Origin of the sequence: Streptomyces sp. NPDC049687, assembly GCF_044465285.1 — a bacterium.
Taxonomy (GTDB): Bacteria; Actinomycetota; Actinomycetes; order Streptomycetales; family Streptomycetaceae; genus Streptomyces.
Map to the genome: position 1 here is coordinate 281630 of NZ_JBITLN010000001.1, position 15952 is coordinate 297581.

Sequence of the window (15952 nt, forward strand, 5' to 3'; positions counted from 1 at the left end):
ATCGCTTGACTTGGATCGACGAACGGAGCCGGGCCCCATGGGCGAGCAGCAGTACGTGAAGTTCCCTCAAGAGGTCGTCGACGAGTACGCCGAGCTGGGCGTCGACCTCGTGGCCCTGTTCTCCGCCGGCCACCTCGGCACACGCATGGGCGTGCAGATCGTCGAGGCCTCGGCGGACCGGGTCGTCGGCACCATGCCGGTGGAGGGCAACACCCAGCCGTACGGACTGCTGCACGGCGGCGCCTCCGCGGTGCTGGCCGAGACCCTGGGCTCGATCGGGTCGATGCTGCACGGCGGCAGCTCCAAGATCGCCGTCGGTGTCGACCTCAACTGCACCCACCACCGCGGCGCCCGCTCCGGCCTGGTCACCGGCGTGGCCACACCGCTGCACCAGGGGCGGTCCACGGCGACGTACGAGATCGTGATCAGCGACGAGGAGGGCCGGCGGGTGTGCACCGCACGGCTGACCTGTCTGCTGCGGGACGCTCGCGCGGCGGGCTGACACCCCTGGCGTCGGAGCATGACAACCGCAGGGACCCCGCGGGCGGGGACGGGGCACGACTGCTCGGAGTGGCCTTGCCTGCGGGGGTGTTGGTGAGCGCCCGCGGCGAGGCCGCTCAAAGCGGGCACCCCGCCCCCTCCCCGTCCACCACTCCCCCCGAGGCGCTGTGCACCCGCATCCTCACCCACTGGGCGGGTGAGGTCCTGGACAGCGACACCTACGGCGACTGCCGGTCGACGGGGCTGTCCAACGGGCGGTACGAGATCCTGCGGAGCGTGGTGGACGCCGCGCGGGCCGAGAAGAAGCACCAAGGGGCCGACGCGGCGGACCGGTTGATCGACCGCGAGGCACGGGCGGGCTGCACGGACCGGTACCGCTCCGGCGGCCCCGGCGAAGGTGCCCGGCGGTGAGCGGCATCGGCCCGGTCGAGCCCGGCGAGGGCACGCACGCGTGGGACACCGCCCCACCCGGCGAAGACACCCGCTCGCGGGGCACGAGCAACCCCGGTGCGGACACACACGTGCGGGACACCACCCATCCCGGTGCACGCACACCCGCGTGGGACGCCCCCGAGGCGGACTCGCCCGCCCCGGCCACCGGCAGACGCGCCCGACTCGCCCGCCGCTACGCCGCCCACCGCAGGACCGCGCTCGCCGCCCTCATCGCCGCCGGCCTCCTCGGGGGCGGCGGCCTGCTGTACGCGACCCGCCCCCACCAGCGCGAACAAGCCACTCCCCGACCGCCGTTCCCCGCCCAGGTCGTCGAGGTCACCTACCTCGGCGGCCGCACCGTCCCGCCCGGCGCCCCGCCCCACACCCTCGCCTTCGAGGTGCTGCTGACCGTGGAATCCGGCCCACCGGTCACCGTGACCCGCGTGTCCCAGCCGTACGCGGGCCTCTCCGTGACCTCGGCCCCACGGACCCCGTTCCGGACCAAGGCGGGTTCCGCCCGAAAGCTTGTGATCACCATGCATGTGACGGAATGCGGGAAAGTGCCGGAGAACGCCCGACTCCCTTTCCTCGGCGTAACTCTACGTAATGCGCGCGCAATACAAGTCCAGAGTTTCATCCTGGGGCCCCGCTATGCCCAGGACCTCTCCCAGGCCCTACAGGTCGCCTGCAGCAACGATTTCAGGTAATCACCAAAACGCTCGAGACACCTGAACCCACCAGGGGCCATCCTGCACGTTCTCAGCATACGGACAGGGCGAATCGGCCTGAATTCCGCTGTTCCACCCACGAAGTACCGCTCTGCATTACCTCGTGTCATAACAAGAGCGTCACAGCATGGTTCAGACCCTCCTCCCCGTTCCCTCCACCGGCCTAGAGTCACGCCCAGTCACCGCGCCGCTTGAATACCCCTTCAGCTCAGCGCTCGACTCGGCCTCTTCCAGGGGGGAGGGCCGCCCAGGGAAAGGACTGGAACGTGCGTCAACGTTCGCTCATCGCCATCACCGCTGCGCTGTCTGCGGGAGCACTCACCCTCACCGCCTGCGGCTCGCGCGACAGTGATGACAAGGGTTCCGACAGCGCCGGCACCACCATCACCATCGGCGTGGACGCCCCGCTCTCCGGTGAGAACTCGACCACGGGCCTCGGCATCCAGTACGGCGCCCAGATCGCCGTGGACGACGCCAACAGCAAGAAGCTCGTGGACGGCGTCACGTTCAAGATCAAGGCCCTGGACGACAAGGCCCAGCCCGCCAACGGTCAGCAGAACGCCACCGCCCTGGTCGGCGACAAGACCGTCGTCGGCACCGTCGGCCCGCTGAACTCCGGTGTCGCCCAGTCGATGCAGCAGGTGTTCGCCTCGGCCAACATGGTCGAGATCTCCCCGTCGAACACCAACCCCGAGCTGACCATGGGCAAGAACTGGCAGACGGACAAGAAGCGTCCCTACAAGACGTACTTCCGCACCGCCACCACCGACGCCCTGCAGGGTGGCTTCGCCGCCGACTACGCGTACAAGGACCTCAAGAAGAAGAAGGCCTTCGTCGTCGACGACAAGCAGACCTACGGTGCCGGTCTGGCGAAGATCTTCAACGAGTCGTTCAAGAAGCTCGGCGGCCAGGTCGTCGCCACCGACCACGTGAACACGGGCGACAAGGACTTCGGCTCCCTCGTCACCAAGATCAAGAACTCTGGCGCCGACATCCTCTACTACGGTGGCCAGTACGACGAGTCCGCGCTGATCACCAAGCAGCTCAAGGACACCGGCGTCAAGATCCCGCTCTTCGGCGGTGACGGCATGTACGCCACCACCTACATGGAGACCGCGGGCGACGCGGCCGAGGGCGACCTCGCCACGGCCGTCGGTGTCCCCGTCGACACCCTGCCCGCCGCCAAGTCCTTCGTCGAGACCTACAAGTCCAAGGGCTACAAGGGCGACTACGGCGCGTACGGTGCCTACTCGTACGACGCGACCATGGCGATCATCAACGCCGTGAAGGCCGCCGTGGACGCCAACGACGGCAAGGTTCCCAGCGACATGAACAAGCTGCGTTCCACGGTCGTCGACGAGGTCCAGAAGAGCGACTTCGAAGGCATCAGCGGCAAGGTCTCCTTCGACGAGTTCGGCGACACGACCAACAAGCAGCTCACCGTCTACCAGGTCGAAAAGGGTGCGTGGAAGGCTGTGAAGACCGGCACGTACGACGCCGGCTGACGGTCCATCCCTCAGTAGCACCTCACGACGGGCCGCGCGGAAGGAGGACCCCGACCGCGCGGCCCGCTCCTTTACCCCTACCTCTCACACGCACCGCACAGGTGCGTGACGACCAGCGACTATGGAGGCCATGCGGTGAACACCCTGCCGCAGCAGCTGGCCAACGGGCTGCTCCTAGGCTCGATGTACGGGCTGATCGCCATCGGCTACACGATGGTGTACGGCATCGTCCAGCTCATCAACTTCGCGCACGGCGAGATCTTCATGACCGGAGGCTTCGGCGCACTCTCCGTCTACCTCATCCTTCCCTCTGACGTTTCCATGGTGGTCGCCGTGCCACTGATGCTGATCGGGGGCGGCATCGTCGCTGTCCTCATCGCCGTCGGAGCGGAACGATTCGCCTACCGACCACTGCGCGGAGCCCCACGACTGGCACCACTCATCACCGCCATCGGCCTCTCCCTGGCCCTCCAAGAAGTCGTCCGCAACTTCTACCCCGAGGCCGACCGCGCCCGCGCCTTCCCAGGCCTCGACAGCAGCCACGAGATCGGCTCCGTCACCATCAAGGACGCCGACATCTTCCTGATCGTCGCCGCCGCCGTCTGTATGGCCTCCCTCGCGCTCTTCGTCCGCCGCAGCCGCACCGGCCGCGCCATGCAGGCCACCGCGCAGGACCCGGACACCGCGCAGCTGATGGGCATCGACACCAACCGGATCATCGTCATCGCCTTCGCCATCGGCGGCTTCTTCGCCGCCGTCGCCTCCGTCGCGTACGGCATGAAGTACGGCAACGTCAAGTACGACATGGGCTTCCTGATGGGGCTCAAGGCGTTCACCGCAGCCGTCCTCGGCGGCATCGGCAACATCTACGGCGCCATGCTCGGTGGCCTCGTCCTCGGCGTCGCCGAGACCCTGGCCTCCGCCTACATCGACGGAGTCCCCGGCATGGGCCAGCTCGGCGGCCAGAGCTGGGCGAACGTCTGGGCCTTCTGCCTCCTCATCCTCGTACTGCTGTTCAGACCACAAGGTCTGCTCGGTGAGCGCGTTGCGGACAGGGCGTGAGCGACATGACAGACACCACCAAGACCCCTCCCACGAACTCCGCGCCCACGCCTGCGCCCACCCAGCGCGGCATCATCCCGCTGCCGTCCGGCGCGGCCCGCGCACTCGCCCTCGTCGGCGGTGTCGCCACGGCGGCCTCCGCGTTCCTCGCCTGGACCTGGACCTCCGCGTTCCCCGGTGACCTGACGGTCTACGGCTACCCGGGCGGCCTGCAGTGGCTCACCTTCACCGCAGGCGTCCTCACCGCCCTGTTCTCGCTGTCCCTGTACGGCGTCAAGGGCCTGGGCTGGCTCGTCCCGGCCCGCAACAACGCCCCCGTCGTCCTCACCGCTCTCGGCGGCTTCGGCGTCACCTGGTTCACGGTGATAGCCATCACCACGAACCTCGGCGGCCTCGTCAACCTGGAGCCCGGCGGCTGGATCGCCGCAGTCGCCTCGATTCTGCCGGTCGTCGGCGCCCTCGCCCTGCCCGAGCCGGGCGCCGGCGAGGAACCCACAGGGGCAGTCCTGCGCGGCTACATCGCCAAGCCGGACAAGATCCCCGCCGCGCAGGCCACAGCCGGCTGGACGCAGCGACTCGTCATCACCGCCGTCACCATCGTCGGTCTGGCCACCTTCACCTACGGCATCGACACCGAGTACGGCGAGCTGTTCATCGGCTACCTCATCGTGGTCGTCTTCTCCGTGTGGGCGATGCACACCGCAGGCCTCCTCGACCGGTTCTCCCACCTGGTCGCGGGCAACCGGAGCTTCACCCTCGCGATGGGCTTCGCCGCCGCCATCGCCTTCCCGTTCACACAGTCCGACGACCACTACGCCAACATCGGCGTCAACATCCTGATCTTCGGAACCGTGGCCCTCGGCCTCAACATCGTGGTCGGCCTGGCGGGCCTCCTCGACCTCGGTTACGTCGCCTTCCTCGGCGTCGGCGCGTACACCGCGGCCCTGGTCTCCGGCTCCGAGTTCTCCCGGTTCGCCGACGTCCAGTTCCCCTTCTGGGCAGCCGCGCTCACCGGTGCCGCCGCGTCCCTCGTCTTCGGTGTCCTCATCGGCGCCCCGACCCTGCGTCTGCGCGGCGACTACCTGGCGATCGTGACGCTCGGCTTCGGTGAGATCTTCCGTATCGCCGTGAACAACATGGACGGCGACTCCGGCCCGGACATCACCAACGGCCCGAACGGCATCCCCTCCATCCCCGACCTCGAGTTCTTCGGGTTCAACTTCGGTGAGGCGCACGACATCGCCGGGTTCACGCTCGGTCGGTTCGCCAACTACTACCTCCTCATGGTCCTGGTCATGGCGATCGTGGTGCTCGTCTACACGCGCGCCGCCGACTCCCGTATCGGCCGCTCCTGGATCGCCATCCGCGAGGACGAGACCGCCGCCACCGCCATGGGCATCAACGGCTTCCGCGTCAAGCTCATCGCGTTCGCGCTGGGCGCCTCGCTCGCCGGCCTCGCCGGCACCGTCAGCGCCCACGTGACGTACAGCGTGGTCCCGAACCCCTACCAGTTCGCGGGCTCGACGCCGCCCAACTCGGCCTTCCTCCTCGCCGCAGTCGTCCTCGGCGGCATGGGCACCGTGGCCGGACCCCTGCTGGGCGCCGCGCTGCTGTACCTGCTCCCCGAAAAGCTGGTCTTCCTCCAGGAGAAGTCACTGCTGGCCTTCGGACTCGCGCTCATCCTGCTGATGCGCTTCCGTCCCGAGGGCATCGTCGCCAACCGCCGTCGTCAACTCGAATTCCATGAGACCGGCCAACTCGACGTACCCGACACAGAAACACTCGCCGACGAACCGGCCGTCACCAAGGCGGGGGCGTGACCTGAGATGACCACACCTGTACTCGAAGCCCGCGACGTCACCATGCGCTTCGGCGGCCTGACCGCCGTCCGCTCGGTCGACTTCACCGTCAACAGCGGCGAGATCGTCGGCCTGATCGGCCCCAACGGCGCCGGCAAGACGACGTTCTTCAACTGCCTCACGGGTCTGTACGTCCCCACCGAGGGCACCGTCTCCTACAAGGGCAAGGTCCTGCCGCCGAAGCCGCACCTGGTGACGCAAGCGGGCATCGCCCGCACGTTCCAGAACATCCGGCTCTTCGCCAACATGACCGTCCTGGAGAACGTCCTCGTCGGCCGCCACACCCGCACCAAGGAAGGCCTCTGGTCGGCCCTGTTGCGCGGCCCCGGCTTCAAGAAGGCCGAGAAGGCGTCCGAAGAACGGGCCATGGAACTCCTGGAGTTCATCGGCCTCGCCCACAAGCGCGACCACCTCGCCCGCAACCTGCCCTACGGCGAGCAGCGCAAGCTGGAGATCGCGCGGGCGCTGGCAAGCGAGCCCGGACTGCTGCTGCTCGACGAGCCGACGGCCGGCATGAACCCACAGGAGACCCGCGCCACGGAGGAACTGGTCTTCGCCATCCGCGAGAAGGGCATCGCCGTCCTCCTCATCGAGCACGACATGCGCTTCGTCTTCAACCTCAGCGACCGCGTCGCCGTCCTCGTCCAGGGCGAGAAGCTGGTCGAGGGAACCTCCGACGTCGTCCAGGCCGACGAGCGCGTGATCGCCGCCTACCTGGGCGAGCCCTTCGAGGGTGCCCCCGGGAACGCCGAGGCGGCGGAGGTCGAGGCCGCCGAGGCCGCCGCCGGCACGGCGCCCGTCGACGCGGAGAGCAGCACCAGCACCACCAAGGGAGAGGCCCAGTGACCGCACTGCTCGAGGTCGAGGACCTCAGGGTCGCCTACGGCAAGATCGAGGCCGTCAAGGGCATCTCGTTCAGCGTCGAGGCGGGACAGGTCGTCACGCTGATCGGTACCAACGGTGCCGGCAAGACGACCACGCTCCGTACGCTGTCGGGCCTGCTGAAGCCCTCCTCGGGCAAGATCATGTTCGACGGCAAGCCGCTCAGCGGCGTCCCGGCTCACAAGATCGTCTCCCTGGGCCTCGCCCACTCCCCCGAGGGGCGGCACATCTTCCCGCGCCTGACGATTTTCGAGAACCTCCAGCTCGGCGCCTTCCTCAGGAAGGACAAGGAAGGCATCGAAAAGGACATCCAGCGGGCGTACGACCTCTTCCCCATCCTCGGGGAACGCCGCAACCAGGCCGCGGGCACCCTCTCGGGCGGCGAGCAGCAGATGCTGGCCATGGGCCGCGCGCTCATGTCCCAGCCCAAGCTGCTCATGCTGGACGAGCCCTCCATGGGCCTCTCCCCCATCATGATGCAGAAGATCATGGCCACCATCGCCGAGCTGAAGTCCCAGGGCATGACCATCCTGCTCATCGAGCAGAACGCCCAGGCGGCGCTGTCCCTGGCCGACCACGGTCACGTCATGGAGATCGGCAAGATCGTCCTGTCCGGCACGGGCCAGGACCTCCTGCACGACGAGTCCGTCCGCAAGGCATACCTCGGCGAGGACTGAGCCCCCGCTCCAGGCCCTCCCAGGCAACGAGGCCCGCGCCCCTTCTCCGGGCGCGGGCCTCGTCGTATGCGCAGTGGGGATCAGCCCTTGTTCGCCTTCTTCTCCTCGGCGTCCTGGATGACCGCCTCGGCGACCTGCTGCATGGACATCCGCCGGTCCATCGACGTCTTCTGAATCCACCGGAAGGCGGCCGGCTCGGTCAGCCCGTACTCCGTCTGGAGGATGGACTTCGCCCGATCGACGAGCTTGCGGGTCTCCAGGCGGAGCGTGAGGTCGGCGACCTCCTTCTCCAGCTCCTTCAGCTCCGTGAACCGGGACACGGCCATCTCAATGGCCGGCACGACATCACTCTTGCTGAACGGCTTCACGAGGTACGCCATGGCACCGGCGTCACGGGCCCGCTCGACCAGGTCCCGCTGCGAGAAGGCGGTGAGCATCAGCACCGGGGCGATCCGCTCCTCGGCGATCTTCTCGGCGGCGGAGATGCCGTCCAGCTTCGGCATCTTCACGTCGAGGATGACGAGGTCGGGCTGGTGCTCGCGGGCGAGCTCGATGGCCTGCTCGCCGTCACCGGCCTCACCGACGACGCTGTAGCCCTCCTCCTCCAGCATCTCTTTGAGGTCGAGCCGGATCAGGGCCTCGTCCTCGGCGATGACGACACGGGTCGTCAGCGGAGGCACGTGCGACTTGTCGTCGTCGGGCGCGTCTTCGGGCTGGGGCGACTCGGGGGCGGTCACGGGGGCTCCTCGTTCAGGGCAGGGGTACTGCTGACAAGAGCCTACCTATCTCCTGTATGTTTGAGGCACCGAGGGGCTACACTGACCTTCGGTTCGAAGAGGCTCCGGTAGTCCAATCGGCAGAGACGATACCCTCAAAAGGTATTCAGTGTGGGTTCGAATCCCACCCGGGGCACTTACCTTGGATTTGAAGTTACCAAAAGCGGATGTTCCGGTTCTCGTGAACATCCGCTTTTCGAGTGTCCTCGCCCGTCTCTTCACCGCGGCCCTCGACTACGTTGGGCGTCGACTGAAAGCAGGCGAACACCGAGAACATCTCGGTCGCCGAGAAAGCCTCCGTCGCCTCGACACCCCCGTAGGCCCAGGCCCTGACCGCTACTTGGGACTGTCGTCCTCCCCGACATGGTGCACCCGGACCAGGTTCGTGGATCCCGACACCCCGGGCGGGGAGCCGGCCGTGATCACGACCACGTCGCCCTTCTCGCACCGCCCGTACTTCAGCAGCAGCTCGTCCACCTGGTCGACCATCGCGTCCGTCGACGCCGCGGCCGGGCCGAGGAACGTCTCCACGCCCCACGTCAGGCTCAACTGCGACCGTGTCGCCGGCTCCGGGGAGAAGGCCAGGAGGGGGATCGGGGAGCGGTAGCGCGAGAGGCGGCGGACCGTGTCGCCGCTCTGGGTGAAGGCGACCAGGAACTTCGCGCCGAGGAAGTCGCCGATCTCGGCCGCCGCGCGGGCGACCGCCCCGGCCTGGGTGCGGGGCTTGTTGTTCTCCGTCAGGGGCGGCAGACCTTTGGCCAGGATGTCCTCCTCCGCCGCCTCGACGATCTTCGCCATCGTGCGGACGGTCTGTACGGCGTACTTGCCGACGCTCGTCTCGCCCGACAGCATCACCGCGTCCGTGCCGTCGATGACGGCGTTGGCGACGTCCGAGGCCTCCGCGCGGGTCGGGCGCGAGTTCTCGATCATCGAGTCGAGCATCTGTGTGGCGACGATGACCGGCTTGGCGTTCCGCTTGGCCAGCTTGATCGCTCGCTTCTGGACGATCGGGACCTGTTCCAGCGGCATCTCGACGCCCAGGTCTCCCCGGGCCACCATGACCCCGTCGAACGCCGCGACGATCTCGTCGATGTTCTCGACCGCCTGCGGCTTCTCCACCTTGGCGATGACGGGCAGCCGTCGCCCCTCCTCGTCCATGATCCGGTGGACGTCGACGATGTCCCGCCCGCTGCGCACGAAGGAGAGGGCGACGACGTCGAAGCCGGTGCGGAGTGCCCAGCGCAGGTCGTCCTCGTCCTTCTTGGACAGGGCGGGGACCGAGACCGCGACGCCGGGGAGGTTGAGTCCCTTGTGGTCGGAGATCACGCCGCCCTCCACCACCCGGGTGTGAACCCGGGGTCCGTCGACCTGCGTGACTTCCAGGCAGACCCTGCCGTCGTCGACGAGGATGCGTTCGCCGGGTGCGACGTCCTCCGCGAGGCCGGCGTGTGTCGTGCCGCAGCGCGTGCCGTCGCCTGCCACGCCCTCCTCGACGGTGATCGTGAAGGTGTCGTCGCGTTCAAGGAGTACCGGGCCTTCGGCGAAGTGGCCGAGGCGGATCTTCGGGCCTTGAAGGTCGGCGAGGATGCCGACGCTGCGGCCGGTCTCGTCGGCGGCCTTGCGGACGCGGTGGTAGCGCTCCTCGTGTTCGGCGTGGCTGCCGTGGCTGAGGTTGAAGCGGGCGACGTCCATTCCTGCGTCGACCAGGGCTTTGAGCTGGTCGTAGGAGTCGGTGGCGGGGCCCAGGGTGCAGACGATTTTTGCTCGGCGCATGTTTCGAGCCTATGTCTTACCGATCGGTAGCGAATTGGGAGGACGTGACTGCTCAACAACCTTTGAGTGAAGGGCAGTTGACAAGTGTTTAATTGTGCGGGGTGCCGCTCTTATGAGCACATTTACATCCGCTCACATTCCCTGAAAGAGTGAATTCACGCATTCACAGGTTCGGGGGAACCATCGTGAATTGCGCGCTCACCTCCGCCCGCACCTGCATCCGCTGTGGTTCCAGGTCGAGGGGTTCGGCTGCCTGTTCGGTTTTCGCCATGGCCGCCGATCGGGTCATACGGCCGCCGAAGGCGCCCTGGGGCCGTACGCCTGCCGACCCCATCCCGGTGTCGGCCAGCTCGACCAGCGCCGCCACCGTCGTCCCCAGCGCCTCCGCGTACTCCTTCGCCCGTTGCACGGCGTCCCGTACGGCCTGCCGGCGGGCCTGGCGGTACACGGGCGAATCCGGGCGCAGGACCCACCAGGGGCCGTCGACTTGGGTGAGGTCGAGGTCGGCGAGGCGGGTGGTGAGTTCGCCGAGGGCGGTGAAGTCCGTCAGTCCGGCGGTGAGGTGGACGCGGCCGTGATAGGTCCGGACACGTTCACCCCGGCCGCGCTGGCCGAGTTCGGGGGTGATGGACACGGCGCCCGTGGACACGTCCTCCACCGCGTCGCCGTACGACTTGACGAGGTCGAGGGCCGTCGCGTTGCGGCGGGTGAGGTCGTCGAGCGTCGTGCGGCGGTCTCGGCCGCGGGCGGTGACGGTGACGCCGATGCGGGCGAGTTCGGGGTCGACCTCCAGTTCGGCCTCGCCGCGTACCGCGAGGAGGGGGGCGTCGGGTGTGCCGTACGGCGGAAGCTGCGGTGCGGTCATACGCCCCACCTTGTCATGCCTTTACCGTTTGCCGGGCCGGAGTCGGCCGCTCTGGTCATCAGATCGAAACCTCCTGGACCTGTTGCCGTCGGTCATGCCCGGGTCAGAATCTACGCGCGTTTGTCTACGCGCGTCGTTGACCTTTCCCCTAGGAGCACGAGACATGCCGTTGAACCGCCGGAAGTTCCTGAAGAAGTCCGCCGTGACCGGGGCGGGGGTGGCGATCGCGGGCGCGGCTGCGGCTCCGGCGGCGCAGGCTGCGGAGGTCGCCGGGGCGAAGAAGCCCGCCAGGCAGCCGAAGCGGTACGCGCTGACCGTGATGGGGACGACGGACCTGCATGGTCATGTCTTCAACTGGGACTACTTCAAGAACGCGGAGTACACGGACAAGGCCGGGAACGCTCAGGGGCTGGCGCGCATTTCCACCCTGGTCAACGGGATCCGCGCCGAGAAGGGGCGGGAGAACACGCTGCTGCTGGACGCGGGTGACACGATCCAGGGCACTCCGCTGACGTACTACTACGCCAAGGTGGACCCGATCACCGCTGAGGGTGGTCCGGTGCATCCGATGGCGCAGGCGATGAACGCGATCGGGTACGACGCGGCGGCGCTGGGCAACCACGAGTTCAACTACGGCATCGAGACGCTGCGGAAGTTCGAGTCGCAGTTGCGGTTCCCGCTGCTGGGTGCGAACGCGGTGGACGCGAAGACGCTGAAGCCGGCGTTTCCTCCCTACGTCATCAAGACGTTCTGTGTGAAGGGCGCGCCGCCGGTCAAGGTGGCGGTTCTGGGTCTGACGAACCCCGGAATCGCGATCTGGGACAAGGCGTATGTGCAGGGCAGGCTGGCGTTCCCGGGTCTGGAGGAGCAGGCCGCGAAGTGGGTGCCGAGGCTGAAGTCGCTGGGTGCGGATGTGGTCGTGGTGTCGGCGCACTCGGGGTCGTCCGGGACGTCGTCGTACGGTGATCAGCTGCCGTACGTCGAGAACTCGGCGGCGCTGGTGGCGCAGCAGGTGCCGGACATCGACGCGGTGCTGGTCGGGCACGCGCATGTGGAGATTCCCGAGCTGAAGGTCGTCAACGCGAAGACCGGGAAGACCGTGGTGTTGTCGGAGCCGCTGGCGTATGCGGAGCGACTGTCGGTGTTTGATGTCGAGCTGGTGTTCGAGAAGGGTCGGTGGGCGGTCGAGTCCGTGTCGTCCAAGGTGCTGAACTCCAACACCGTGGCCGACGATCCGAAGATCACCAAGCTGCTCAGCGACGAGCACGCGAAGGTCGTGGAGTACGTCAACCAGGTGGTCGGTACGGCGACGGAGACGTTGACGACGGTCGAGGCGCGGTACAAGGATGCCCCGATCATCGACCTGATCACGAAGGTCCAGGAGGACGTCGTGAAGGCGGCGCTGGCGGGGACGTCGTACGCGTCGCTGCCGGTGATCGCGCAGGCGTCGCCGTTCTCGCGCACCTCGGAGATCCCGGCGGGGAATGTGACGATCCGGGATCTGTCGAGCCTGTACGTGTACGACAACACGCTGGTGGCGAAGCTGTTGACGGGTGCGCAGATCAAGGCGTACCTGGAGTATTCGGCGGAGTACTTCGTGCAGACGGCGGCGGACGCGGTCGTCGACGTGGAGAAGCTGACGAACGCGAACAGCCGTCCGGACTACAACTACGACTATGTGTCAGGGCTGTCGTACGAGATCGACATCGCGCAGGCGGCGGGTTCGCGGATCAGGAACCTGACGTACGACGGGGCGGCGCTGGACGACGCCCAGCAGTTCGTGTTCGCGGTGAACAACTACCGTGCGAACGGTGGCGGTGCGTTCCCGCACGTGGCCTCCGCCACCGAGGTCTGGTCGGAGTCGACGGAGATCCGGACGCGGATCGCGGAGTGGGTGACCGCGAAGGGTGTGCTGGACCCGAAGGACTTCGCGTCGGTGGACTGGAAGCTCACGCGGGACGGTACGCCGGTGTTCTAGGGGGATTTTCCGGGTGAGGTGGGCAGCCTCAGATTCCGTCCCTGAGGGGCGTCAGCTTTTTCGGCCGGCGTGCGGGCGGGATCTGGGGCTGTCGCTGTTCCAGGCCGAAGGTGGTGAAGGCGGTGCGGGTGGGGAGGGGGTAGTTGTCCTTGCCGGTGAGGGTGTTGAGGACGGTGGCGCTGCGCCAGGCGGCGAGGCCGAGGTCGGGGGCGCCGACGCCGTGGGTGTGGCGTTCGGCGTTTTGTACGTAGACGTTGCAGCCGGCGCCGGTGACGGAGGGGTCGAGGAGGAGGCGGAAGTGTTCGTCGATCCGGGGGCGTTCGCTGTTGTCGCGGCGCATGTAGGGGTCGAGTCCGGCGAGGATGCGGTCGAGGGGGCGTTCGCGGTGGCCGGTGGCGAGGACGACGGCGTCGGTGATGAGGCGTGAGCGGGTGTTCTGCTGGGTGTGTTCGAGGTGGAGTTCGATTCTGGTGGTGGCGATGCGGCCTGCGGTGCGGACGTGGACGCCGGGGGTGAGGACGGCGTCGGGCCAGTCGCCGTGGAGGGTGCGGCGGTAGAGCTCGTCGTGGATGGCGGCGAGGGTGCCGGCGTCGATGCCTTTGTGGAGTTGCCACTGGGCGGCGAGGAGCCGGTCGCGGACGGGTTCGGCGAGGGTGTGGAAGTAGCGGGTGTAGTCGGGGGTGAAGTGTTCGAGGCCGAGCTTGGAGTACTCCATGGGGGCGAAGGCTTCGGTGCGGCCGATCCAGTGGAGTTGTTCGTGGCCCGGGGGGCGGTGGCGGAGGAGGTCGAGGAAGACCTCGGCGCCGGACTGTCCTGAGCCGACGACGGTGACGTGGCCCGCGGTGAGGAGGCTGTCGCGGTGGGCGAGGTAGTCGGTGGCGTGCAGGACGGGGACGCCGGGGGCGTCGACGAGGGGGCGCAGGGGGTCGGGGACGTGGGGCTCGGTGCCGATGCCGAGGACGACGTTCTTGGTGTAGGTGCGGCCGAGGGCTTCGGCTTCTCCGTCGGCGTCGAGTTGGGTGAAGTCGACTTCGAAGAGGTCACGATCGGGGTTCCAGCGGACGGCGTCGACCTGGTGGCGGAAGTGGAGTCCGGGGAGACTGTCGGCGACCCAGCGGCAGTAGGTGTCGTATTCGGCGCGCTGGATGTGGAAGCGCTCGGCGAAGTAGAAGGGGTAGAGGCGGTGGTGGGCCTTGAGGTAGTTGAGGAACGTCCAGGGGCTGGTGGGGTCGGCGAGGGTGACGAGGTCGGCCAGGAAGGGGACCTGGATGCGGGCGCCGTCGATGAGGAGGCCGGGGTGCCAGTCGAAGCGGGGGCGTTGTTCGTAGAAGACGGTGTCGAGTTCGGCGAGGGGGTGGGCGAGGGCGGCGAGGGAGAGGTTGCTGGGGCCGATGCCGATGCCGACCAGGTCGCGGGGGGTGTCGGTGTCGGGGGGCGTGTTCATGCGGGGGTGTTTCCTTCCACCAGGTGCAGGAGGGCGGCCAGGTCGTGGGGGTGGGTGTGGGGGTTGAGGAGGGTCGTCTTGAGCCAGAGCCGGTCGTCGAGGCGGGCGCGGCCGAGGACGGCGTGGCCCTGGGTGAGGAGGCGGCGGCGTATCTCGGCGACGGTGGCGTCGGTGGCGCCGGTGGGGCGGAAGAGGACGGTGCTGATGGTGGGTGGGGCGTGGAGTTCGAGGTGGGGGTGGTCGTGGATGAGGGCGGCGAACTGCTGGGCCTGATCGCAGACTTGGTCGACGAGGGTGCCGAGGCCGTGGCGGCCGAGGGTTTTCAGGGTGACGGCGATCTTGAGGGCGTCGGGGCGTCGGGTGGTGCGCAGGGAGCGGCCGAGGAGGTCGGGGAGGCCGGCTTCGGTGTCGTCGTCGGCGTTGAGGTAGGCGGTGTGCTGGTGGAGGGGGGTGAGGTCGGCGGGGTCGCGGACGGCGAGGAGGCCGGCGGCGACGGGTTGCCAGCCGAGTTTGTGCAGGTCGAGGGTGACGGTGTCGGCGGCGGCGAGCCCGGCCAGTTTGGGGCGGTGGCGGTCGCTGAAGAGCAGTCCGCCTCCGTAGGCGGCGTCGACGTGCAGGCGGGCGCCGTGGGTGTGGCAGAGGGCGGCGATGTCGGGGAGGGGGTCGATGACTCCGGCGTCGGTGGTGCCGGCGGTGGCGGCGACGAGGACGGGGCCGGGGAGGGTGGTGAGGGCGTCGGCGAGGGCGTCGGGGTGGAGGGTGCCGGTGGGGGTGGGCAGGACGAGGGGGTCGGGCAGACCGAGGAGCCAGGCGGCCCTGGGCAGCGAGTGGTGGGCGTTGGCTCCGCAGACGAGGCGGATTGCGGGGCCATGGCTCTCGCGGGCCAGGAGGAGGGCGAGTTGGTTGGATTCGGTGCCGCCGGTGGTGACGAGGGCGTCGCTCTGGCCCGCGAGCCGGGCCACTGCCGTGGTGACCAGCGCCTCCAGTTCGGAGGCGGCGGGGGCCTGGTCCCAGGAGTCCATCGAGGGGTTGAGGGCAGAGACGGCGAGGTCGGCGGCGGTGGCGAGGGCAAGGGGTGGGCAGTGGAGGTGGGCGACGCAGTGGGGGTGTGCAGGGTCGGCGGCGCCTTCGGCGAGGGCGCGGACGAGGGTGGGCAGGGCGTGGGGGTCGCCGTGCCGGGGCAGTACCTCCCCCAGGGCGTCCCTCAGCCGGGTGGCGACCGCTTCCGGGCCGCCCGCGGGCAGCGGGCCGCCCCTCGCGCGTGTGCCGGCGTCGAGGGCATCGAGGACGGTGTCGAGCAACGGTCGTAGGGCGTCCGTGCCTTCGGGGCCTGAGGCGAGCGGCGGGGTGCTCATGGTGTCCTCCGGGCGGGCGCGGATCAGAAGGGGGTTCCAGCTTGTACGCCGATGCGGAGACAGGCCTGAAAAGAGCAACGATCGGTACCCGAAAGGGGGTACCGATCGTCGCGGA

General features: G+C 68.4%; 14 protein-coding genes and 1 tRNA gene. 10 read left to right on the plus strand and 5 right to left on the minus strand.

Features of this window, described 5'->3' with window-relative positions:
* Nucleotides 1-37: 37 nt before the first annotated feature.
* The 8 genes from ACIBVL_RS01305 to ACIBVL_RS01340 all read left to right on the plus strand — a co-directional run bounded on the left by ACIBVL_RS01305 (nt 38) and on the right by ACIBVL_RS01340 (nt 7646).
* The gene (locus ACIBVL_RS01305; RefSeq protein WP_399089841.1) at nt 38-502 is read left to right on the plus strand and encodes a PaaI family thioesterase; all 465 of its coding nucleotides are present in this window, start codon (nt 38-40) and stop codon (nt 500-502) included.
* A gap of 86 nt (nt 503-588) precedes the next feature.
* On the plus strand, nt 589-912 hold the full coding sequence (locus tag ACIBVL_RS01310) for a hypothetical protein (RefSeq protein ID WP_399089844.1): 324 nt from the start codon (nt 589-591) through the stop codon (nt 910-912).
* Nucleotides 909-1640: a Tat pathway signal sequence domain protein gene (locus ACIBVL_RS01315; protein WP_399089847.1), complete on the plus strand. Its 732-nt coding sequence runs from the start codon at nt 909-911 to the stop codon at nt 1638-1640. Before ACIBVL_RS01310 ends, ACIBVL_RS01315 begins: the two co-directional genes overlap by 4 nt.
* Before the next feature lie 287 nt (nt 1641-1927).
* Nucleotides 1928-3166, plus strand: a complete 1239-nt coding sequence (locus tag ACIBVL_RS01320) for an ABC transporter substrate-binding protein (RefSeq protein ID WP_399089850.1) — start codon at nt 1928-1930, stop codon at nt 3164-3166.
* Between the two features lie 135 nt (nt 3167-3301).
* Nucleotides 3302-4228, plus strand: a complete 927-nt coding sequence (locus ACIBVL_RS01325) for a branched-chain amino acid ABC transporter permease (RefSeq protein WP_399089853.1) — start codon at nt 3302-3304, stop codon at nt 4226-4228.
* 5 nt (nt 4229-4233) lie between these two features.
* On the plus strand, nt 4234-6048 hold the full coding sequence (locus ACIBVL_RS01330) for a branched-chain amino acid ABC transporter permease (RefSeq protein WP_399091964.1): 1815 nt from the start codon (nt 4234-4236) through the stop codon (nt 6046-6048).
* 6 nt (nt 6049-6054) lie between these two features.
* Nucleotides 6055-6933: an ABC transporter ATP-binding protein gene (locus ACIBVL_RS01335; protein ID WP_399089856.1), complete on the plus strand. Its 879-nt coding sequence runs from the start codon at nt 6055-6057 to the stop codon at nt 6931-6933.
* Nucleotides 6930-7646, plus strand: coding sequence for an ABC transporter ATP-binding protein (locus tag ACIBVL_RS01340; protein WP_399089859.1), 717 nt, complete (start codon nt 6930-6932; stop codon nt 7644-7646). The genes ACIBVL_RS01335 and ACIBVL_RS01340 overlap by 4 nt, the downstream gene beginning before the upstream one ends.
* Nucleotides 7647-7726: 80 nt before the next feature.
* On the opposite strand, the gene ACIBVL_RS01345 is transcribed toward ACIBVL_RS01340, so the two are convergent.
* Entirely contained in the window at nt 7727-8383 is a 657-nt protein-coding gene (locus ACIBVL_RS01345) for an ANTAR domain-containing response regulator (protein WP_399089862.1), read from the minus strand.
* Between the two features lie 101 nt (nt 8384-8484).
* Here ACIBVL_RS01345 and ACIBVL_RS01350 point away from each other — a divergent pair.
* Nucleotides 8485-8558, plus strand: a tRNA-Leu gene (locus tag ACIBVL_RS01350).
* A 200-nt stretch (nt 8559-8758) separates the two neighbouring features.
* Here ACIBVL_RS01350 and pyk read toward each other — a convergent pair.
* The gene (gene pyk / locus ACIBVL_RS01355; protein ID WP_399089865.1) at nt 8759-10195 is read right to left on the minus strand and encodes a pyruvate kinase; all 1437 of its coding nucleotides are present in this window, start codon (nt 10193-10195) and stop codon (nt 8759-8761) included.
* A gap of 163 nt (nt 10196-10358) precedes the next feature.
* Nucleotides 10359-11060: an SIMPL domain-containing protein gene (locus ACIBVL_RS01360; RefSeq protein WP_399089868.1), complete on the minus strand. Its 702-nt coding sequence runs from the start codon at nt 11058-11060 to the stop codon at nt 10359-10361.
* Between the two features lie 163 nt (nt 11061-11223).
* On the opposite strand from ACIBVL_RS01360, the gene ACIBVL_RS01365 reads away from it, so the two are divergent.
* Nucleotides 11224-13038: a bifunctional metallophosphatase/5'-nucleotidase gene (locus ACIBVL_RS01365; RefSeq protein WP_399089871.1), complete on the plus strand. Its 1815-nt coding sequence runs from the start codon at nt 11224-11226 to the stop codon at nt 13036-13038.
* Nucleotides 13039-13066: 28 nt separating this feature from the next.
* Here ACIBVL_RS01365 and ACIBVL_RS01370 read toward each other — a convergent pair whose 3' ends face one another.
* The gene (locus tag ACIBVL_RS01370; RefSeq protein WP_399089874.1) at nt 13067-14482 is read right to left on the minus strand and encodes a lysine N(6)-hydroxylase/L-ornithine N(5)-oxygenase family protein; all 1416 of its coding nucleotides are present in this window, start codon (nt 14480-14482) and stop codon (nt 13067-13069) included.
* Complete coding sequence (locus ACIBVL_RS01375; RefSeq protein WP_399089877.1) at nt 14479-15837, minus strand: pyridoxal phosphate-dependent decarboxylase family protein; 1359 nt, start codon at nt 15835-15837, stop codon at nt 14479-14481. The genes ACIBVL_RS01370 and ACIBVL_RS01375 overlap by 4 nt, the downstream gene beginning before the upstream one ends.
* Nucleotides 15838-15952: the final 115 nt, after the last annotated feature.